General features: G+C 42.8%; 22 protein-coding genes. 2 read left to right on the top strand and 20 right to left on the bottom strand.

The window, feature by feature from the left end; translation table 11 throughout:
* The coding region (locus tag SE27_RS14395) for an AMP-binding protein (protein WP_455549963.1) at window positions 1-986 on the top strand (986 nt) is incomplete at its 5' end.
* 89 nt (window positions 987-1,075) lie between these two features.
* On the opposite strand, the gene yjgA is transcribed toward SE27_RS14395, so the two are convergent.
* The 9 genes from yjgA to mazG all read right to left on the bottom strand — a co-directional run bounded on the left by yjgA (window position 1,076) and on the right by mazG (window position 7,709).
* Window positions 1,076-1,612 (bottom strand): ribosome biogenesis factor YjgA, encoded by a 537-nt coding sequence (gene yjgA / locus SE27_RS03980; protein WP_039621076.1) that lies wholly within the window; start codon window positions 1,610-1,612, stop codon window positions 1,076-1,078.
* 2 nt (window positions 1,613-1,614) lie between these two features.
* A complete protein-coding gene (locus SE27_RS03975) occupies window positions 1,615-1,884 on the bottom strand; it encodes an HPr family phosphocarrier protein (RefSeq protein WP_039621073.1) in 270 nt (89 codons plus the stop codon).
* On the bottom strand, window positions 1,881-2,732 hold the full coding sequence (rapZ, locus tag SE27_RS03970; RefSeq protein ID WP_039621071.1) for an RNase adapter RapZ: 852 nt from the start codon (window positions 2,730-2,732) through the stop codon (window positions 1,881-1,883). The genes SE27_RS03975 and rapZ overlap by 4 nt, the downstream gene beginning before the upstream one ends.
* A gap of 24 nt (window positions 2,733-2,756) precedes the next feature.
* Window positions 2,757-3,602: a pantoate--beta-alanine ligase gene (gene panC / locus SE27_RS03965; protein ID WP_039621069.1), complete on the bottom strand. Its 846-nt coding sequence runs from the start codon at window positions 3,600-3,602 to the stop codon at window positions 2,757-2,759.
* Window positions 3,603-3,604: 2 nt separating this feature from the next.
* Window positions 3,605-4,414, bottom strand: coding sequence for a 3-methyl-2-oxobutanoate hydroxymethyltransferase (panB, locus tag SE27_RS03960; RefSeq protein WP_039621067.1), 810 nt, complete (start codon window positions 4,412-4,414; stop codon window positions 3,605-3,607).
* 34 nt (window positions 4,415-4,448) lie between these two features.
* A complete protein-coding gene (gene folK, locus SE27_RS03955; RefSeq protein WP_039621065.1) occupies window positions 4,449-4,940 on the bottom strand; it encodes a 2-amino-4-hydroxy-6-hydroxymethyldihydropteridine diphosphokinase in 492 nt (163 codons plus the stop codon).
* On the bottom strand, window positions 4,937-6,394 hold the full coding sequence (gene pcnB / locus SE27_RS03950; protein WP_039621063.1) for a polynucleotide adenylyltransferase PcnB: 1,458 nt from the start codon (window positions 6,392-6,394) through the stop codon (window positions 4,937-4,939). The genes folK and pcnB overlap by 4 nt, the downstream gene beginning before the upstream one ends.
* A 136-nt stretch (window positions 6,395-6,530) precedes the next feature.
* Window positions 6,531-6,884 carry a ComEA family DNA-binding protein gene (locus tag SE27_RS03945; protein ID WP_227504648.1) on the bottom strand — a complete coding sequence of 118 codons (354 nt, stop codon included), beginning with the start codon at window positions 6,882-6,884 and terminating at the stop codon, window positions 6,531-6,533.
* Between the two features lie 69 nt (window positions 6,885-6,953).
* Window positions 6,954-7,709 carry a nucleoside triphosphate pyrophosphohydrolase gene (mazG, locus tag SE27_RS03940; RefSeq protein WP_039621059.1) on the bottom strand — a complete coding sequence of 252 codons (756 nt, stop codon included), beginning with the start codon at window positions 7,707-7,709 and terminating at the stop codon, window positions 6,954-6,956.
* 130 nt (window positions 7,710-7,839) lie between these two features.
* Here mazG and SE27_RS03935 point away from each other — a divergent pair, with 130 nt between their 5' ends.
* Entirely contained in the window at window positions 7,840-8,619 is a 780-nt protein-coding gene (locus SE27_RS03935; protein ID WP_039621057.1) for an SDR family oxidoreductase, read from the top strand.
* Between the two features lie 77 nt (window positions 8,620-8,696).
* On the opposite strand, the gene SE27_RS03930 is transcribed toward SE27_RS03935, so the two are convergent.
* The 11 genes from SE27_RS03930 to iscX all read right to left on the bottom strand — a co-directional run bounded on the left by SE27_RS03930 (window position 8,697) and on the right by iscX (window position 18,854).
* Window positions 8,697-9,344, bottom strand: coding sequence for a 4'-phosphopantetheinyl transferase family protein (locus tag SE27_RS03930; protein WP_039621055.1), 648 nt, complete (start codon window positions 9,342-9,344; stop codon window positions 8,697-8,699).
* Window positions 9,345-9,428: 84 nt separating this feature from the next.
* Entirely contained in the window at window positions 9,429-10,838 is a 1,410-nt protein-coding gene (gene der / locus SE27_RS03925) for a ribosome biogenesis GTPase Der (RefSeq protein WP_039621053.1), read from the bottom strand.
* Between the two features lie 3 nt (window positions 10,839-10,841).
* Complete coding sequence (bamB, locus tag SE27_RS03920) at window positions 10,842-11,990, bottom strand: outer membrane protein assembly factor BamB (RefSeq protein ID WP_039621051.1); 1,149 nt, start codon at window positions 11,988-11,990, stop codon at window positions 10,842-10,844.
* Entirely contained in the window at window positions 11,990-12,691 is a 702-nt protein-coding gene (locus tag SE27_RS03915) for a YfgM family protein (RefSeq protein ID WP_039621050.1), read from the bottom strand. The genes bamB and SE27_RS03915 overlap by 1 nt, the downstream gene beginning before the upstream one ends.
* 28 nt (window positions 12,692-12,719) lie before the next feature.
* Window positions 12,720-14,015, bottom strand: a complete 1,296-nt coding sequence (hisS, locus tag SE27_RS03910; protein WP_039621048.1) for a histidine--tRNA ligase — start codon at window positions 14,013-14,015, stop codon at window positions 12,720-12,722.
* Entirely contained in the window at window positions 14,012-15,127 is a 1,116-nt protein-coding gene (gene ispG, locus SE27_RS03905) for a flavodoxin-dependent (E)-4-hydroxy-3-methylbut-2-enyl-diphosphate synthase (RefSeq protein ID WP_039621045.1), read from the bottom strand. Before ispG ends, hisS begins: the two co-directional genes overlap by 4 nt.
* A 24-nt stretch (window positions 15,128-15,151) precedes the next feature.
* Window positions 15,152-15,940, bottom strand: coding sequence for a helix-turn-helix domain-containing protein (locus SE27_RS03900; RefSeq protein ID WP_039621043.1), 789 nt, complete (start codon window positions 15,938-15,940; stop codon window positions 15,152-15,154).
* The gene (gene pilW / locus SE27_RS03895) at window positions 15,931-16,677 is read right to left on the bottom strand and encodes a type IV pilus biogenesis/stability protein PilW (protein ID WP_081406905.1); all 747 of its coding nucleotides are present in this window, start codon (window positions 16,675-16,677) and stop codon (window positions 15,931-15,933) included. The genes SE27_RS03900 and pilW overlap by 10 nt, the downstream gene beginning before the upstream one ends.
* A 78-nt stretch (window positions 16,678-16,755) precedes the next feature.
* Window positions 16,756-17,991: a 23S rRNA (adenine(2503)-C(2))-methyltransferase RlmN gene (gene rlmN / locus SE27_RS03890; protein WP_039621039.1), complete on the bottom strand. Its 1,236-nt coding sequence runs from the start codon at window positions 17,989-17,991 to the stop codon at window positions 16,756-16,758.
* A gap of 122 nt (window positions 17,992-18,113) precedes the next feature.
* Window positions 18,114-18,545, bottom strand: a complete 432-nt coding sequence (ndk, locus tag SE27_RS03885; protein ID WP_039621037.1) for a nucleoside-diphosphate kinase — start codon at window positions 18,543-18,545, stop codon at window positions 18,114-18,116.
* Between the two features lie 108 nt (window positions 18,546-18,653).
* The gene (gene iscX / locus SE27_RS03880) at window positions 18,654-18,854 is read right to left on the bottom strand and encodes a Fe-S cluster assembly protein IscX (protein ID WP_039621035.1); all 201 of its coding nucleotides are present in this window, start codon (window positions 18,852-18,854) and stop codon (window positions 18,654-18,656) included.
* Window positions 18,855-19,566 lie beyond the last annotated feature (712 nt).

Genomic DNA, 19,566 nt, shown 5'->3' with positions numbered 1-19,566 from the left:
GCATGACGCCACGTGCCAGCTATTTATGGACACTGCCGTTATTTCACTGTAACGGCTGGTGCTTTGCTTGGACCATGGCAGCCAATGGCGGCACCAATATCTGTTTACGTAAAGTCGATGCTGAATTGATTTTTAAATTGATTGCCGAGCATAAAGTTGACTATTTTTGCGGTGCGCCTGTGGTGTTATCGATGTTGATTAATACCCCAGAAGATCAAAAAACGGCGTTTGATCATCGGGTAGAAGTCATGGTGGCCGGTGCAGCACCGCCTGCGGCGACTATTGAAGGGATGCGTAATATTGGCATTAATGTGACCCATGTGTATGGCCTAACCGAAACCTATGGCCCTTCTGCGCTTTGTGCCTCACAAGCCGGCTGGAGCGAGCTGTCCATTCAAGAGCAAGCTCAACTACACTCACGTCAAGGCGTGCCTTATCCGCTACAAGATGGCATGAAGGTGTTAGATCCGCAAACCATGCAGGAAGTCCCACACGATGGACAAACCATGGGCGAAATTATGTTCCGTGGCAACATTGTGATGAAAGGATATTTAAAAAATGCGCAGGCCACCGCAGAGGCCTTTGCCGGTGGATGGTTCCATACGGGCGATCTGGCGGTATGCCAACCCGATGGTTATGCCAAAATCACTGACCGCTCCAAAGATGTAATTATCTCGGGTGGAGAAAATATTTCATCGCTTGAAGTGGAAGAAGTTCTCTACCAACATCCGGCTATTCTCACAGCAGCCGTGGTGGCTAAACCCGATTCACGCTGGCAAGAAGTGCCCTGTGCTTTTGTCGAGCTGAAGCCAAACAAAACCGTAACCCCTGAAGAGTTAATTGAGTTTTGTAAACAACATTTAGCTCGCTTTAAAGTACCTAAAGATGTGGTGATTACCGAGATTCCAAAAACATCGACTGGTAAATTACAAAAATTCATTCTACGTGATTGGGCCAAAGAACGTGCCGCAGCAGAAGTGGAGTAACGACTAGATTGTACTGACAGCAAAATTTATGTCATAAAAAAGCGACCGCATATTGGTCGCTTTTTTTATTTCGAGCACTGAATAAAAAATCAGTTATCGGAAATCAGTGCCACTTGCTGAATATAGTTAAATAATTTTAACTTCGATTCTGCAAGTTGCTCTTCAGGCAATTGTTTGGTGATATCGCGCTGAATACGTAAGATGTGCTGACGAATCGGATGATGTTCAGCTGCATTATGCGCTTTCATAAACTCTTTGATTGCAGGATCGCCCTGTACAATCATGCGGTCAACCCAGCGCTGCAATTGTGCGGTTTTTTTCGCGCCTTGTTGCGGGGTTAAATAAGACAAAATCACTGCCTCATCTTCATTACGCAACAATTTACCAATTCGTAAAAATTGGCGACGGCGCGCTTCATACGCAGTAATATTACGCACTTCCAGTAAAGCATCCACTAAACGTTCCTCTACCGGAAGTTTCTGAATTTGCTTCGGGTTCAACTGGGAGAGTTGCTCACCTAAAGCCGCCATACGTTGCACTGCTTTTTTTTGTGCGGTTTTACTTGCACGCCCTTCTAAAGTGTCAAAGTCATCTTCAGTAAAACGCTGTTGCGGTCGACGTGCCACGATTAATCTGCCTCGTAAAATTTTGCTGCAAATAGCGCTTGAATGGCCGATAAAGCTTGTTCTTCATCTGCGCCATCAAGCACTAAACGTAAAGTGGTGCCCTTGCCTGCACCTAACATGAGTAAGGACATAATATTTTTTGCATCTACCAATTTCTGACCTTTACCAATTTGAATCGATGAATCAAATTTCGTGGTCACTTCAATCAGTTTTCCAGACGCACGCGCATGTAAACCTAGTTTGTTAATTACGTCAACCGTTGTGTCAATCATGACCAGTGCTTCATTTCTCTATGTAAGACTTGAATAGACCATTTTCCCTCAAGGGCTTTTTTGAGTCTATCGACGATATATACTGAACGATGTTGCCCACCAGTACAGCCAATCGACACTGTCATATAATGACGATGCCCTTCAGCAAAGGCCGGCAACCACTTATCTAAAAACCCATAAATATCTTGGAACATTTCATTGGTTTGCTCACTTTGCAGTAAAAATTGCTGCACAGGCAAATCTAAGCCTGAATATTTTCGCAATTCCAAATCCCAATGCGGATTGGGCAAATGCCGCACATCAAAGACATAGTCAGCATCCAATGGAATGCCGTGCTTATAACCAAAGGATTGCAAGATCAAAATTAACTTATCGGATTGTCCAAGTTTAGACAACAAAGTGTGCTTGAGATCATGCACACTTTTATCCGTGGTATCAATATGTACTGTTGAACGTAATTGTATCGGTAGCAATAGGATTTTTTCTTCCTGAATGCACTGATTCAAACTTTTAAAACGACTCGACAAGGGATGTGGACGGCGCGAAGCACTAAAACGTGAAATCAATTGTTGATCTTGCGTGGTCAAATAAATAATATCAACCGAGCCATGCCCTTGTAATTGCTCAAAAACATGATCAAATTCTTGTAAATCCGCGCGCGTACTGCGAACATCGACGCCCAATGCCAATTGCTCTAAATTATTTTCTTGATCAAGTTTCGCCACGATCTCTGGCAGCAAAGCCAAGGGTAAATTATCAATACAGTAATAACCTAAATCTTCTAGCACCTGTAAAGCAGATGATTTTCCTGATCCAGATTGTCCTGTAACGATTAAAATACGCTTCATGGCAAGGCGGTCCTTATGGCCATGTTAAGCCGTATGCTTAACATGTAAATTATCAATCAATCGAGTATTGCCCAGTTTAGCCGCAATGAATAAAACAACATCCTGATTAAATTCATTAATTTTTTGCAAATCTGGGCTGCGCGCTTCTACATAATCTACAACAAAACCGCTTTGTGTCAATGTTTGACGGATAGTGTCTAATACTGCAAGCAGCGCGCGACCACTGTGAAGCTGTGCTTCAGCCGCTTTTAAACTGCTGAAAATCGTGGGTGCACTTTGACGCTGTTCTTCACTTAAATAGCCATTGCGCGAACTGAGCGCTAAACCATCTTCTGCTCGGGTAATGGGTACGCCAATCACTTCTAAAGGAATGTTTAAATCACGCACAAACTGACGAATCACCGCCAATTGTTGATAATCTTTTTGGCCAAAAAAAGCAAAGTTGGGCTGCACAATATTAAATAGCTTGGTCACCACCACAGCCACGCCATCGAAATGACCCGGACGCTGTAAACCACACAAATCTTCACTAATTTCAGACACGTGAATATTGGTGAAATTGGGTTGATTACCATACATTTGTTCAACGGTCGGTGCAAAAAGCACATCACAGCCGACATCAGCCAACGCACGACTGTCTTGCTCTAAGGTGCGCGGATAGTTTTCAAAATCTTCATTGGGCCCAAACTGAATGGGATTGACAAAAATACTGACCACCACCATGTCACATAACTGACGTGCTTCACGTACAAGGTTTAAATGACCTTCGTGTAGATTACCCATGGTCGGCACAAAACCAATAATTTTTCGCGCCGATCGAGCTGGACTGAGTGAAGCGCTTAATCCTTGAATGGTGGTTTCTGTTTTCATGGTTACAGCTCGACTTGAAAAGTATGTTCTTGCGCAGGAAAAGAGCCTTCTTGTACTGCGGCATGATAGGCTTTAAAAGCATCCAAAATTGCTGTTTCGCCGGCTTGTTCTTTCATAAAATTACGGACAAATTTAGCCACACGGCCAAAGGTTAGCCCAAGCATGTCTTGCACCACCAACACTTGGCCATCCGTATCGACCCCTGCGCCAATGCCAATCACAGGTATTTGCGGAAACAATTGACTGATTTCTCGGCCCAATTGCGCAGGGACACACTCAAGCAATAACAATGCTGCACCAGCATCGACCACGGCCTGACAATCCGCAATCAGCCGATCGGCGGCCTCACGGGTACGTGCTTGTAACTTATACCCACCCAACACATGTACCGATTGTGGGGTTAGACCCAAATGCACACAGACGGGAATACCGTTACGGGTTAATACCTCAACCGACTCACTCAACCAAGCGCCGCCTTCAATCTTGATCATTTGCGCACCGGCTTGCATCACCGTTTTTGCACTGATCAAAGCATCATTTAAGGTGGCATAACTCATAAAGGGCAAGTCGGTCATAATAAATGCATGCTGATTACCACGGCGTACTGCTGCGGTATGATATGCCATATCGTCTACAGTCACCGCAAGCGTGGAATCTCGACCTTGAATTGCCATTCCTAACGAATCGCCAATCAAGATGGTATCGATTTGAGCAATTTCCATTGCTTTGGCCATGCTGGCGTCATAGCAAGTTAAACAGGAAAATTTGCGTCCATCTGTTTTAAACTGTCTTAAATTACTGAGACTAATCATTAAGATGTTCCTCTAACATTTGGCAAACACAGACTTAGTCAACAGCTGACCAAAACTCATCAGCAACCACCAACAAGGTTGAATCTTGAGCCAGCGCTAAATCTTTTAAGCATTGTGCTTTAATTTGTATGTTTTTATCTAAATCCAACAACGGCATAATGACAAAATCACGCTCAAGCAGCCCGATGTGCGGCACTGTTAATCGTTGATGTTCAATTTGCTCTTGTCCGTACAGCAATATATCTAAGTCTAAAGTGCGCTCGCCCCAATGTCGTAGACGTACCCGACCCGCTTCTTGCTCAATTTTCTGCAATTCATCTAATAATTCCAAAGCCGCTAAATCTGTTTCTAAACAAACCACCGCATTTAAATAATGCGGTTGATCTTGCGGCCCCATCGGTGGACTTTGATACAGTTTCGATGTTTTCACCCTTCCCAAAGCCGCCAGTTTTGCTACCGCTTCGGTTAGGATTTTGCGTGAATCACCTAAATTACTGCCTAAACCAATATAGGTCACCACACTCATTGCGTCGGCCCAAAAACCACTTGATTTAAATCACGTTTGACGCGCTTACGTTTCAATATAGGATGATCGTAAGCAATACCTGCTGCACCTGATGCGGTACTTGGTACTGCACGTTCGGGTGGTCGGCTTCTGCTTTTACGTTCACGGCGTACACGCGGCTCAGGTTCATTCACCAACGGTTCAATTTCAACCGACTGGACTTTCGACTCAACCACTTCATCTAGATTGGTCTTACGACGGCTTTTGGCACGTTGACGGTTATATTGACTAATTACCCGTTCTTTCTCATCACTGCTCATCAGCTGATAAGATTCCCACCATGCTCCCATACCTTGCGTGGTTGGATCACCAGATTTCTCACGTAGCAATAAAAAGTCAAAACCGGCACGAAAACGCGCATGACTCGATAAGGCTTGAATTTGTTGTGGCTTTGGACTGAGCAAACGTGTTTGCATTTCCCATACTTCACGAATGAAGGTTTCGGCAAAGCGAGGAATTACAGTCCGCGTAGCTTGGCGTTTTAACACATCTAAACCGGCTTGCGCACGTGCTTCCGCAGGCACTACACCTTTGTGTAAATAAAACGCACAACGCTCTAAAAATGATTCCCACAGTAAAACGGCATAGAAAAACGCCGGATTAATGGTTTTGCCCATTTGAATACGTTGATCGGTATTAATAGCAGCACGTTCAATAAAGATTGAAATCTGTTCAGGAATATCGGCAAACAATTGACGCCAAATATCAAAATCAATCAGCATGGGCAGCACACGATTTAAATGCCCCATGGTGAACAATTTTTGTGACTCATCATATAAACGATGCGGCGAAATATCACGCAGCAACTGAGTCATTTCTGGGGTAAAAATTTCCAGAATTTCCGGTGCAATATCAAAATGCAGTTTTGCTGCAAAACGCAAGGTACGCAACATGCGCACAGGGTCTTCTTCAAAACGTAATGTCGGCTCACCCAACAAACGTAAAGTTTTATTTTTTACATCATCCACGCCGTGACAAAAATCAAGCACGATGCCTTTACGCGGTTGATAATACAGGGCGTTAATCGAGAAATCTCGGCGAGCAAAATCTTGCTCAATGTTGCCCCAATTGTTGTCGCGTAAAATCATCCCCGCAGCGGAGGTAATTTCTTTTTTAGGCGGCGCACGAAAAGTCGCCACCTCGATCAGTTCTCGACCCGAATAGACATGTGCCAATTCAAAACGCCGTCCGATAATACGGCAACGTCGTCCAAAGACTTCTTTGATCTGTGCCGGTGTTGCATCGGTGACGGCATCAAAATCTTTAGGATTTAATCCCAACATTAAGTCGCGAACACTGCCACCGACCAGATAGGCTTCAAAGCCAGCCTTATTTAAGGCATCGATAACATCTAATATGGAAGAAGGTAATTGAGCGGTTGATAAACCACATTTTGACGCGCGCAAAGTTTGCAAAAGACGCTGTCTCCTACGTCTGAACGTAAAATATCTAAGATGACGCTAATCATATATCTAACACAATCAAAGGGCAATTTGATTATCTCAATGCAGCATATATTGTTGGTGGCTTGTTGCCCGCTTAAAGGCTCAATTAGAGTGCCAATCGCTGTTTATTTTTGGCAAATAGCACCGGCCCAATTCCCTTCACCTGTTGCAATTGCTCAATATTTTGAAATTTTCCGTTTTTTTGTCGATAGGCAATAATCGCTTCAGCTTTTTTTAATCCAATTCCTGATAATTCTTGTAACTGCACCACATTGGCCTGATTCAAATTTATTTTTGCTGCATTGCTTAACTGCAAACTGGGTTTGGATAAATAATAATTCGAACTTTCAGAGACACGCGGCACTTTTAAACGTGCATCTTGTGCTTCCTGCTGCGCTTTCCATGCTAAGTACTGTTGATCAAACTGTCGCGCATAACTCTGTGATCCACTCAACAGCATCAGCACAAGACCCAGATAAAAAATATAATTCAGACGATGTTGGATTGTTTTCATGTACGACCTATGCTTTTAATTATTTTTGGCTTGCTCCCACAGTCGATCCATTTCGTCTAAAGAGAGCTGCTCAATTTTTCTATTTTGTTGTTGCGCTTGATCTTCAATAAAAGCAAAACGCGTTCTAAACTTATGAATGGTGCTTAATAAGGCCATCTCACTTGAGAGTCCGAGTTTACGCCCAACATTGACCAGTGAAAACAAACAGTCTCCAAATTCATCGAGTATTTCGTCGGAATTTTGCTTTTGTATCGCCTGCTGTAATTCGGCCAATTCCTCATTTAGCTTTTCATAGGCGCTCTCTACATCGGTAAAATCAAAACCAATTTGTGCTGCATTTTTTTGAATTTGCTCGGCTTGTTGCAAGGTCGGCCCATGCTTAATCTCATCCAAGCGAGAGTACGCCTTGCCGTGTTTTTCTTGTTGTTTAATCTGTTTCCACAGCAGCATTACATCGGCTGAGTTCAACTGCGAAAAATTTTCTGCTTGAAAAACATGCGGATGACGACGGATCAGCTTTTCAGTGATGGCATGTACCACATCGTTAAAATCAAAGGCACCTTGTTCGCTATACATTTGTGCTTGAAACACCACTTGTAGTAATAAATCCCCCAATTCATCACGAATTTCCTCCGGCTGACCGACTCTAATTGCCGCCTCCACCTCATAGGCTTCTTCAATGGCGTATGGCGTTAAGCTTTGCGGCGTTTGCTGCTGATCCCATGGACATTTTTCGCGTAATTCACGCATCACCGCCAATAATTTATCCATGTTTTCACCTTTTGACTTGCGGGTTAACTGTACAATGCTCAACAGCTGTTTTCACTTTTGATCTTTGCTATGCTAACGCCAAATGCAATAAAAACTTCAGCACAATAACAAAACCCATAAGGAAAATCGCATGCACAGTATCTTTATTAGCGGCGCAGCACAAGGCATTGGAGCGGCCATTGCCGGCTTATTTTATCAACGTGGCTATAAAGTCGGAATTTATGATCTTAATGTCGTTCAAGCACAAAAATTAGCACAACAATTGGGGCCCAATGCCCAAGCAGGCATCTTGGATGTGGCGGATTATGCCAGTTGGAAGCAGGCATTAGAGGCATTTCATGCATGGGCAGGTGAGCTGAATATTTTAGTCAACAATGCTGGCATTCTTTATTCCGGTGCTTTTGAGCAAATCGAGATTAGCGCTCATCATCGTCTGATTGATATTAATGTAAAAGGTGTGCTTAACGGCTGTCATGCGGCTTTGCCTTTTTTAAAACAAGCAGATTTTGCACGGGTGATTAATTTATCTTCTGCCTCGGCCATTTATGGTCAAGCGGATTTAATTTCCTATTCTGCCAGTAAATTTGCAGTTCGTGGTCTCACTGAAGGCCTCGATATTGAGTGGCAAAAGTATGGTATCCGTGTCTTAGATGTGATGCCGTTATTTGTAGAAACCCCGATGGTCAAAGACATGCAAGCAGGCAGCATTGAAAACATGGGTCTTCATTTAACCGCCGCAGATGTGGCTGAAGAAGTGTATAAACGTGCCAAATGTAAAGACTCTATATTTACCGCCACCCATCAAGGCGTGGGCTTAAAATCTAAATTATTCTTTAATTTTTCCAGAATCAGCCCCCAGTTTATTAACCGACTAGGCAACAGCCTTTTGGCCCAGAAAACTAAGCGTTAAATTTAGATTCTCAAAATAGAGAAGTGACTGACGCTTAGAGAGAGATTTGATCTGCATAAACAACTTTGTAACGTAATTTATGCAGACCACAATAATTCAATTTTCGGGCAATTCAGTGCGATGTCAGCTGCGCTTGAGCGCCATGCCAAAGTCAACATACTGTTGGTCAGCTGAAAATTTTGATAAGCAAAATGACCTATTAACGGATGATGACAGATGCCCGCATCATAAAGCGGATGCACATGGGTATTCAGTTCATTGAGATTTAACCGCACACCCAAACCGCAGGCTTTTAACACTGCTTCTTTGGTGGTCCAGACTTTAAACCAATAGGCGGGATCTTGCCCCAATTGATTCCAGTGCTGCAACTCATCTGCATGAAAAGCATGACGTGCCAACGCTGCAAAGCGTACCTTACGATCCAAATCTTCAATATCCACGCCCAAGTCTTGCAACTGCGAACTACTGGCCAAGGCATAATGTTTTTGACTGTGACTATGATTAAAATAAAAGGCAGGAAAATGGACCAAATAGGGTTTGCCATAAGCTGTGCTGCCCATATCATCGGCTTGAATCAAGCAATTTAACTGCTGCGACAGCAACTGATTACGGTAAGCATAAATCTGCTGCTTTTGTTGTTGAATACGCGCGGTACGGTCAAGCTGCGCTGATAAATTCAGCATACGTGCCAGTTTATTGACTTGTACTTGAATCAATCCACTCATCTATCAGCCCTGAACCTCAAAAAGTTGCTGCGCTTTAAACAAAAAAGCCCAAAGTAAACTTCAGGCTTTTTTAGATATTACCGATTAATTTTTAAATTTCTTTTCCGCTTTTTTAAATTTCTGTACATAACGACGTTTACGCGCTGCAATGCGTTCATCCATTTGTGTTTTACGACCTTCAAACGGATTCTCAGAGGTTTTAAATTCAATACGAACCGGTGTTCCTTCAAGTTTATACACTCGGCGGAAGACATTTTCCAGATAACGACGATAATCTGCCGGTGTCTTATCAACTTTATTGCCATGTACCACAATCGTTGGTGGATTTTGTCCGCCCATATGCGCATAACGCATTTTAATACGGCGACCACTGATCATTGGCGGCTGATGCGCTTCAGTTGCATCATTTAAAATTTGGGTGATTTTCGCAGGTGAGACTTTGAGATGCGAAGAATCGTATGCACGGTGAATCGATGGATAAAGCTCGCCCACACCAGTGCCATGCAATGCAGAAATCAAATGCACTTTGGCCCATGGAATAAAGTCAAAACGACGATCGACATCCAGCTTACATTGCTTGCGATCGTATTCTGTCATGTTGTCCCATTTGTTAATGGCAATCACCATGGCACGGCCCGCTTCTAAAGCATAGCCGATTAAATGTAGATCTTGCTCGACCACACCTTCACGTGCATCCAATACCACCACGACCACATGTGCATCTTTAATGGCTTGTAGCGTTTTAACAATCGAGAATTTCTCGATCATCTCATCCACTTTACCTTTACGGCGCACACCGGCAGTATCAATTAAGGTGTATTTACGTTCATTACGTTCAAACGGAATATAAATTGAATCACGCGTGGTGCCAGGCATATCAAATACCACCACACGATCTTCACCCAGCAAACGGTTAACCAAAGTCGATTTACCCACGTTTGGACGACCAATCACCGCAAGACGTAGACCAGTGGCTTTATCATGTTCTGCTTGATCTTCATCTTCAGGCACATCTTCAAGCACTTCTTCAAGCATTTGTGCCACACCGCGGCCATGGCTTGCAGCCACATGCAACGGCTCACCAAAGCCCAGTTGAAAAAATTCAACCACAGCAGCTTCAGCATGAACACCATCGACTTTGTTGGCAACCAAGTAAACTTTTTTACCCAGTGTACGAATTTCTCGTGCGATTTGCTCATCTGAGGCCAATAATCCGGCACGCGCATCGACCACAAAAACAATAATATCGGCTTCATTAATGGCAGTTTTAGATTGCTCGGCCATATAAGAATCAATACCGGCTTCACTTTCACCAATACCGCCGGTATCGACCACAATAAAAGATTTGTTTTGGAAGACTGCATCGCCATATTTGCGGTCACGAGTCAGACCCGCAAAGTCGGCAACAAGTGCATCACGACTCTTGGTAATCTGATTAAATAACGTTGATTTTCCGACGTTCGGACGCCCAATTAGCGCAATTACAGGTTTCATAAATTAACGATTCTGCCAGACGCTTAACGCGCCCTTTCTGGTGGAGACATAAAGTTGTCCATCAATCACGCGCAGTGAACGAACTTCACCACTTGTTTTTGATCGACCAATGAGTTGCCCAGAGTTTGGATCGATTAAGTGTAAAACACCTTCTAAATCACCCACCACTAGGTCTTGTCCGAGTACAACAGGGTTACTCAATTGACGATTCAGCAAACTATCGTTTTGCCATAATTGTTCGCCTGTTGTCAGTGCGTAAGCAGTAATTTTGCCATCTGCTTGTGTCACATAAACGGTATTATTTGATACTTCCGGACGCTGAATACTGCTGGCATCTTCACTCCACAGCACTTGCTGAGACGCTAAATCCGTAACAGTGACTTGTCCTTGAAAACTGGTGGTGACCAAGAACTGGCCCGCCACTACAGGATCGCCATCAATATCATTGAGACGTTGAACATCTGAACGACCATCGCTGACCGCAACACGGCGCTGCATACGCGGCACGCCGGTTAAAATATCCAGCGCATAAACATAAGCATTCGATGAGGCAATCAAGACAGTTCGTGGATCGAGCGCAATGGGAGATGCCGTTCCACGTAAGCTAAATTGTACATCAGGCAGGTTGTATGTCCAAACTTGCTGACCTGTGGCTAAATCGTGCGCATAAACCGTGCCGTCATTGCTTAAAGTCACCACACGGCCGGCTTGAATTAATGAGGCCGATAAAATAGCACCAGACAACTGCGCTGTCCATTTTTGCTCACCTGTGGCTTGATCAAGGGCAAACAATTGACCTTTTTTATTGCCAACGATAACCGTGCCTTCAGCTGCTTCAACGCCAGAGCTTAAACCCTGTTTCGACACTTTTTGCTGCCAAAGACGCTGCTTACCTTGATAAGCCGTCACTTCACCTTTGGGATCAAGAGCGAAAATCACGCCATTATCCACATCTAAACGCAAACGTAATGGATCTTCTTTACTGGTCGCTGAAACACTTTGAGAAAAAACCGGTACCAAAGCTTTGGCTTGGACCAATTTTGGCAATGGATTAGGTTTGACCTGTTCTACTTTAATTTTATTACTAGAACAGCCAAGCAGTGCCACAGTTAAAATTGTTAGTGCAAACGGTATTTTATATTTTCTATCCATCATGACTCATCCACTTGTGTTTCTAAAATTGGGCGTTCGACTTCAGGATCATCAACTAAAACGCCAACACTTTCGAGTTTAATTTGTAAAATTTGACGCTCTTGCTTGCGCTCCATCAATGCATCCCATGCACTCATATAGGCTTTTTTAGCATTGGCGATATCATTTTTAGCCACATATACATCGCCTAAAGCTTCATCAGCCGTGGCTTTAAAAGCCGGCTCAGTCACCAAAGCTAGATTTTTAATGGCATCATCATATTTTTTCTGTGCCAATTGCGCATAGGCCAAACGTAGCTTGACCAATTGCACCAAACCATCATCTTTAAGTTTTGAATTTTCAACTTTTTTCAAAGCACGCTCGGCATGCGCATAATCAGCTTTGTCATACGCCAATTTAGCCATCAACAATTGGGTTTGAATGGCTTGAACAGAATCCGGCGCTTCTTTCACAATTTTATCAGCCGTGGCAGATAACGCATTAAATGCATTGCCATCTGCTTTTACATTTTGCGCATCATCCATCAGCTGTTGTACTTTGGCCGTATTAATCTGCGATGTGGCCAAGTTTTTCTTCTGCCAATATTCCCAGCCAAAGAAGGCAATCAACGCAATTAAAATCCCACTAATCATGGCAGAACCATATTTTTTCGTGAAAGATTTTAAGCTATCAAGTTGTTCTTCATCACTCAATGCGTTCATGTGATTACCTTTTCCTATATTTTTTAGCTTATTTTGAAGAAAATTTTTCAATGAAGAACGGCACAATATCTGCCACAGCAATTTCGCTTTGCTCAGCAGTGGCCAATTTTTTCACCGTTAATTGCTGGGCGTCCCATTCACGCTCACCGACAATGACCGCAAAAATTGCACCCGATTGATCGGCTTTTTTCATCTGCGATTTCATCGAACCTTGCGAACCGACTTTCAAACGCAATGAGCTGTTGGCCGCTTCAAGTTGATTACGAATTTGTTCTGCCAGCAGTAAGGCCTTACCTTGTAATGCAGGATCGGCCAATAAAAACAGCTCACAATCGCGTACAGGCAGCGCTTGTTCAGTTTGCTCAAGCAGCAGCAATAAACGCTCCATACCCATGGCAAAACCCACGGCAGGAACAGACTGCTCTGGCTTGCCTTTGAGTTGACCGACCAGACCATCATAACGACCGCCAGCGCACACTGTGCCTTGTGAGCCCAAATGTGTGGTGGTCCATTCAAAGACTGTTTTATTGTAGTAATCTAGACCACGAACCAGTTTTTGATTAATCACAAAAGCAATGCCGGCATCCGTTAAATACTGCTGTAGAGTTGCAAAATGCGCCATGGTCTCTTCACCCATAAAATCATGTAATTTGGGTGCATGTTCAAGAATTTTTTGTGTCGCTGCATCTTTAGAATCTAAAATGCGCAGTGGGTTGGTTGCTAAACGGCGCTGCGAATCTTCATCCAGCTGTGCTTTATGCGCGGTTAAAAAATCCACCAAGGCGGTGCGATATTCCGCACGTTCATCCGACTCACCCAACGTATTCAGTTCAAGTTGCACTTTATCGGCCACGCCCATGCGTTTCCACAACCGTGCCGTCATTAAAATCAGTTCAGCATCTTGATCGGGTGTCGCCACACCAAAAGTTTCTACGCCAAATTGATGAAACTGACGATAACGGCCCTTTTGCGGCTTTTCATAGCGGAACATTGGCCCGATATACCACACACGCGGGGTCGCACCGCGCAGCAAATTATGCTCCAGCATCGCACGTACACAACCAGCGGTACCTTCAGGACGTAAAGTCAACGACTCAGGCGGATTACCTTTATCGAAAAAGGTATACATCTCTTTTTCAACAATATCAGTGGCATCACCAATTGAGCGTTTAAACAACGTCGTTTGTTCAACAATCGGCAAACGGATTTGCTGATACCCATAAGCATCCATCAGCGAGGCTAAATGTTGCTCAAGACGTCTCCACGCAGGAGTTTGCGTTGGAAGAATGTCATTAAAACCTTTAATTGCGACTATTGAACTCATGATGAACTACGAATAATTTCTTTAGATTTAGCTTCTTCAAGCTGTTGAACACGTTGACGAACCATAGTTTCAATTTCATCAACCAACTGATCAGTATCGATCAAATGGCTTTTTTCACCATTGCGATACACCAATGAACGCGGACTTGCACCAACAACGCCAATATCAGCTTCTTTGGCTTCACCCGGACCATTCACTTTACATCCAATCACTGACACATCCATTGGGGTGCGGATATCTTCTAAACGCTCTTCTAAGGCTTGCATCACTTTAATCACGTTAAATTCTTGACGTGAACAGCTCGGACAAGCAATAAAATTAATCCCGTTGGAACGTAGACCTAATGATTTTAAAATATCAAAACCAATTTTAATTTCATCTTCAGGATCAGCCGCCAAGGAAATACGCATGGTGTCGCCAATGCCTTCCATCAACAAACCGCCCAAGGCAATTGCAGATTTCACTGTGCCAGTACGATAAATGCCGGCTTCCGTTACCCCTAAATGCAGTGGATTATCAATTTGTTTTGACAACAAACGATAAGCATCCATGGTCAAAAAGACATTGGATGCTTTAACGGATATTTTAAACTCTTGATAATCTAAACGATCTAAAATATCAATATGGCGTAGCGCTGACTCAAGTAATGCTTGGCCAGTCGGTTCACCATATTTTTTCTGAATATCTTTTTCCAACGAACCGGCATTGACCCCAATACGCATAGAAATATCGTGATGTTTGGCCGCAGCCACCACTTCACGAATTTTAGCCTCTGAACCAATATTGCCCGGATTAATACGTAAACAGTCCGCACCTGCGTCGGCCACGGCCAAAGCAATTCGATAATCGAAATGGATATCGGCCACCAAAGGCACACTCACGCGTTTACGAATTTCACCAAAAGCCGCTGCTGCTTCCATGGAGGGTACAGACACGCGCATGATATCTGCGCCGATCTCAGCACAGCGCTCAATTTGTGCAACCGTTGCATCAACATCACAGGTTTCCGTATTGGTCATACTTTGAATACTGATGGGCGCATCACCGCCTACATACACAGAACCAACACGAATTTTACGAGTGGGACGACGCTTAATCGGATTCTCAATCATGAATTTCGCTCTTCTCTTAACCCATTAACGTGACAAGCGGAAGTCTGCTTGACCATTCACTGTATAAGGTGATAACGCAATTTTTTCATTGTTTAACGTTAAACTAACCGCTGAAGCATCATCAAGGCGAATTTGAAATGGAGTTTCACCATTTAATTTAACCGTTGCGGACTGACGCCCTGTAGCCAAAACTTTACCGGTGGAATCGACAATATGCACAGAGGTGGGGCGATTAAATTCTAGCTCTAATTGATCACCCGATACTGCGGTTGCATTGTTTAAACTCAGTACTTCAACATCCGATGCAACGCTGCCAAGCTCTTCAGGATCGCTTTTACTGCTTGACCAATTTTGAATGGTCATCACCACAATCGCGAGCAACACTAGTACCGCTAAGGCAATCAAACCACGCTTTAGCCACTTCTTGTTGCGATCACCGTTTGAACCGGGTAATTTGCCCATAATTTTAATCGGTGAATTATTTAACGCATGATTGGGCAGCAGACCGGTATCATTTTCATAGATTTCATCAAAACGCTGAATAAGCGCAGTTGCATCGACCTTTAAATATTTAGCATAGCTGCGATAATAACCTTTAATAAACGTAACTTCAGGCAAGGCCTTATAATTGTCTTGCTCTAACGCAGTTAAGGTTTTTAACGGTATATTTAAATCTTGGGCAGCATCAATCAATTCACGCTTCTGTGCGATTCGATTTTGACGTAAGTACTCACCTGGACGCTGAACATTTCCTAATGCATTGGGTACCACGCTTGAACCATTTGATTGCTGTGAATTAGGATTTACTTCCATACGGCCTCAGTACTGTACTGTAATTGCAAATAACGTTGGTATTCTGGACTTTCAGGGAACAAAGCACGCAATTGATTGACCAATACCTGCATTCCCATCTTGTCACTGTTTGCCCGTGCTAAGCGGATACCAATCCACAGTGCACGTGCACCTTGACTTTTTTGACCCACTCCACGCACAAATTGTTCATACAATTGTGTCGCATCAGCAGTCTGTTGTTTCAAATAAAAAATTTCCGCCAACTCTAACATCGAAATCAGCGATTCGCGATTGGCTTGTAAGGCCTGCTTAAAGGACTTTTCAGCCTCAGTCACATTGCCTAACTTTAGATAAATCCGTCCAGCATTTTCCAGTGCTTGATAGCGCTGATCATAGCCTAACGTGGTACCCGCAATGTTCAACTGCTCGATGGCGTCATTATAGCGCTCAACTTTATACAAATAAGTACCATAGTTGTTACGCGCTTGCGCATTTTTCGGGTCAGCAGAGATAGCTCGCTTAAAATAGGCATCGGCTTTACTCAAGCTGACTTTGCTACCTTCTTGTTGCAGCAAAATACCCATCATCATATTGGCGGCTGAATCGCGAGAATTGATTTCCAATGCTTGATCTAAAGCGCGTTTTGCAGAATCTAAATCACCCGCTTTAATATACTCGGCGGCCAACTGAGTACGGACTTGAGTGGCTCTTTCCGGATCTTTTTTGCCTAGCGTTGCTGGTGTCTGGCAAGCAGTCATCAAAATAGCAGACAGACCGATACTGGTCAAAAAAGCTAATCTGTAAATGGGCTTTCTCAATTGACATCCCCTCGTCTATTAACCTTGCGAGCGCATAATCTCATTTTTTTGCGCTATTTTATTTTTCCACTGTTCCGCACGACGCGTACGGTCAGCCACTTGGCCAACCAACTGTCCACATGCAGCATCAATGTCATCACCACGTGTTTGACGAATCGTACACACAAAACCGGCATCAGACAAAGTTTTTTGGAAAGAAATAATACGGTTACGACTTGAACGCCCATAGGGTGCGTGCGGAAACGGATTAAATGGAATTAAATTAATTTTACTCGGTAAGTTTTTTAACAAATGAATCATTTGCTGTGCATGTTCAGGATGGTCATTTACGCCATCCAACATCACATATTCGATGGTGACATGACGACGTGAACTTTCATTGCCATTTTTGGCAATATAGCGCTGACATGCTGCAATCAGTTGCACTAACGGATATTTTTTATTAATTGGCACCAATTCATTACGCAATTCATCATTTGGTGCATGTAAAGAGATCGCCAATGCCACATCAATATCTTTGGCCAATTGATCAATTTTAGGCACCACACCTGAAGTCGATAAAGTTACGCGGCGTTTTGACATACCATAAGCAAAGTCATCCAGCATAATGCGCATTGAGCTAAGTACGGCGTCATAATTGAGTAATGGCTCGCCCATTCCCATCATCACCACGTTGGTCACCGAACGTTCGCGCTCTGCAACTGGCACATCTTCCATGTAGGAATAATTCGCCATCCACAGTTGACCAATGATTTCACTTGGACTTAAATCGCGCTGAAAACCTTGTTTACCGGTTGAACAAAAAGAACAATCCAGCGCACAACCGACTTGTGAAGAAATACACAGCGTTTTACGAAAACCGGTTTTATCTTCTACCGGAATTAATACAGTTTCAACCAATGAACCGGCACCATCGCCTACTCGAAACACCCACTTACGCGTGCCGTCTTTTGAATATTCGCGATGCACCACTTCAGGTACAGTCACTTCACAAATGCGTTCTAATTTTTCACGTAATTTACCTGAAATATTAGTCATTTCAGCAAAATCAGTGACAAAGAATTGATGAATCCATTTCATGACCTGTCCGGCACGAAATTTCTTCTCTCCAATGGTTTCAAAAAAATGTTCAAGCTCAGGACGTGACATACCGAGTAAGTTCACTTTCTGCACTGGATTTTGCGGCTTCGGTGCAGATGGAGATTGTGGCTGTTCATTTGAAATTGCAGATACAGCGACTACTTCAGTACTCATGCGTATTACCTAAGTCATGTCTAAAGTTGAAAGGAGAAGCTCAAAATTCGAGCAAAGAATTATTCAGAGAATAAAAAAACCAGACAAGTATAATAACACTTATCTGGTTTGAATACTGCGAATTAACGAGTACGTGGGCAGATCTCAGTTTGAGCGAAAAAGTAGTTAACTTCACGTTCAGCAGATGCAACTGAGTCAGAACCATGTGCAGCATTTTCATCGATGCTTACAGCGAAATCTGCACGAATAGTGCCAGGAGCCGCTTCTTTAGGGTTAGTTGCGCCCAAGATATCACGGTGAGCAAGAATAGCGTTTTCGCCTTCAAGTACAGAAACAACAACTGGACCAGATGTCATAAATGAAACCAAGTCAGCGAAGAAACCGCGTTCTTTATGCTCAGCATAAAAGCCTTCAGCTTCTGCTTGAGTCAAATGTTTCATTTTAGTGGCAACAATTTTAAGACCCGATTTTTCAAAACGAGCAAAAATTTCGCCAACGTTGTTTTTAGCAACAGCATCAGGTTTTACGATAGATAAAGCGCGTTCAATAGCCATGAGTGGCTCCTTAGGTCAATTTGACAATAAAATTTTGCCGTATTATACCGAGATAATCAGCAAGTATCAGCTTTTGGTATGTAAAAATATGCTTTTTTCGATCAGTGTTTAACGAACCTCATCAATCCATGCCATTTGAATACCTTCTAACAAGCCTTCGGTTGACTTGCTCGGATCATCTTTAAATTCAGGTAAAGCACAGACCCACGCATGTAAATCGGTAAAACGAATCCACTGCGGATCCACTTCAGGATGTGCTTCTGAAAGTTCAATAGCAAGATCAATGGTGTCGGTCCAACGTAAACTCATAGTAATTCCTAAGTATTCAGCAAATACTGCTACTCTACCAAATTACTAAAATTGAGCAGCAGTATTTCAGTATAAAATAGGTGTTTTATCACAGATAAGATATTCAATCGGCATCTAATGCTTACAACTCAAACAGCCACGATAAAATCAAGAATACGCTGCACCATATCAGCAATAGAGTAATGTAAAGCCATCATCGTGGTGACCACGAACCTATATAAACCACAACTAGACTAAAAAATTCAAAGATTATGCAGAGATTTTAAAACAGCAATCAGCCAAGATCTTAGATAAAATTCTAGACGTATAATTTTTGTATTTTATAAAGAGCGCTTTAATAAAGCGATCGATTAATACATCTAGAATTCTAGAGAACATGCTATACACAATACATTTCCTCTTTATCACACCCTATTCAATCTAGCGAAACATAGCATTTTTTAAATTGGTTTTTATTTAAAACCATTCAATTTATAAAAACCAAAACCACATATTATTTTATTCAATTCTTTTTAACTAAATAGACTCTAAAAATTAGCTCAAAAATTTTATATATTAAATTATTTTTATGTATTTTATATTCATAAAAATACCGCCTTTTCATTTTTAAACAAAGCGGTATTTATAATTTATCCCGATAAAAAAATAAATATTATTTAAAAGATTAGACTTACATATAGATTATCTTTATATACTCCTGCTGGTGTAAGTG

This window comes from Acinetobacter harbinensis (assembly GCF_000816495.1).
Classification (GTDB): Bacteria; Pseudomonadota; Gammaproteobacteria; order Pseudomonadales; family Moraxellaceae; genus Acinetobacter; species Acinetobacter harbinensis.
Note: the sequence above shows the minus strand (reverse complement) of the source record. Positions and strands in the feature narration are given on the sequence as shown.

Bases quoted from the DNA above. Each gene is read 5' to 3' on its own strand.
- pilW (WP_081406905.1), bottom strand. From the start codon at position 16,677: ATGACTGCTTGCCAGACACCAGCAACGCTAGGCAAAAAAGATCCGGAA.
- SE27_RS03915 (WP_039621050.1), bottom strand. From the start codon at position 12,691: ATGAACGCATTGAGTGATGAAGAACAACTTGATAGCTTAAAATCTTTC.
- bamB (WP_039621051.1), bottom strand. From the start codon at position 11,990: ATGGATAGAAAATATAAAATACCGTTTGCACTAACAATTTTAACTGTG.
- rapZ (WP_039621071.1), bottom strand. From the start codon at position 2,732: ATGAAGCGTATTTTAATCGTTACAGGACAATCTGGATCAGGAAAATCA.
- folK (WP_039621065.1), bottom strand. From the start codon at position 4,940: ATGAGTGTGGTGACCTATATTGGTTTAGGCAGTAATTTAGGTGATTCA.
- SE27_RS03935 (WP_039621057.1), top strand. From the start codon at position 7,840: ATGCACAGTATCTTTATTAGCGGCGCAGCACAAGGCATTGGAGCGGCC.
- iscX (WP_039621035.1), bottom strand. From the start codon at position 18,854: ATGAGTTTACGTTGGACCGACACCATTGATCTTGCTATTGAACTTTCA.
- ndk (WP_039621037.1), bottom strand. From the start codon at position 18,545: ATGGCTATTGAACGCGCTTTATCTATCGTAAAACCTGATGCTGTTGCT.
- ispG (WP_039621045.1), bottom strand. From the start codon at position 15,127: ATGATTGAGAATCCGATTAAGCGTCGTCCCACTCGTAAAATTCGTGTT.
- rlmN (WP_039621039.1), bottom strand. From the start codon at position 17,991: ATGAGTACTGAAGTAGTCGCTGTATCTGCAATTTCAAATGAACAGCCA.
- panB (WP_039621067.1), bottom strand. From the start codon at position 4,414: ATGATTAGTCTCAGTAATTTAAGACAGTTTAAAACAGATGGACGCAAA.
- panC (WP_039621069.1), bottom strand. From the start codon at position 3,602: ATGAAAACAGAAACCACCATTCAAGGATTAAGCGCTTCACTCAGTCCA.
- SE27_RS03975 (WP_039621073.1), bottom strand. From the start codon at position 1,884: ATGATTGACACAACGGTTGACGTAATTAACAAACTAGGTTTACATGCG.
- SE27_RS03900 (WP_039621043.1), bottom strand. From the start codon at position 15,940: ATGGAAGTAAATCCTAATTCACAGCAATCAAATGGTTCAAGCGTGGTA.
- SE27_RS03945 (WP_227504648.1), bottom strand. From the start codon at position 6,884: ATGCTGTTGAGTGGATCACAGAGTTATGCGCGACAGTTTGATCAACAG.
- SE27_RS03930 (WP_039621055.1), bottom strand. From the start codon at position 9,344: ATGAGTGGATTGATTCAAGTACAAGTCAATAAACTGGCACGTATGCTG.
- hisS (WP_039621048.1), bottom strand. From the start codon at position 14,015: ATGAGTTCAATAGTCGCAATTAAAGGTTTTAATGACATTCTTCCAACG.
- mazG (WP_039621059.1), bottom strand. From the start codon at position 7,709: ATGGATAAATTATTGGCGGTGATGCGTGAATTACGCGAAAAATGTCCA.
- der (WP_039621053.1), bottom strand. From the start codon at position 10,838: ATGAAACCTGTAATTGCGCTAATTGGGCGTCCGAACGTCGGAAAATCA.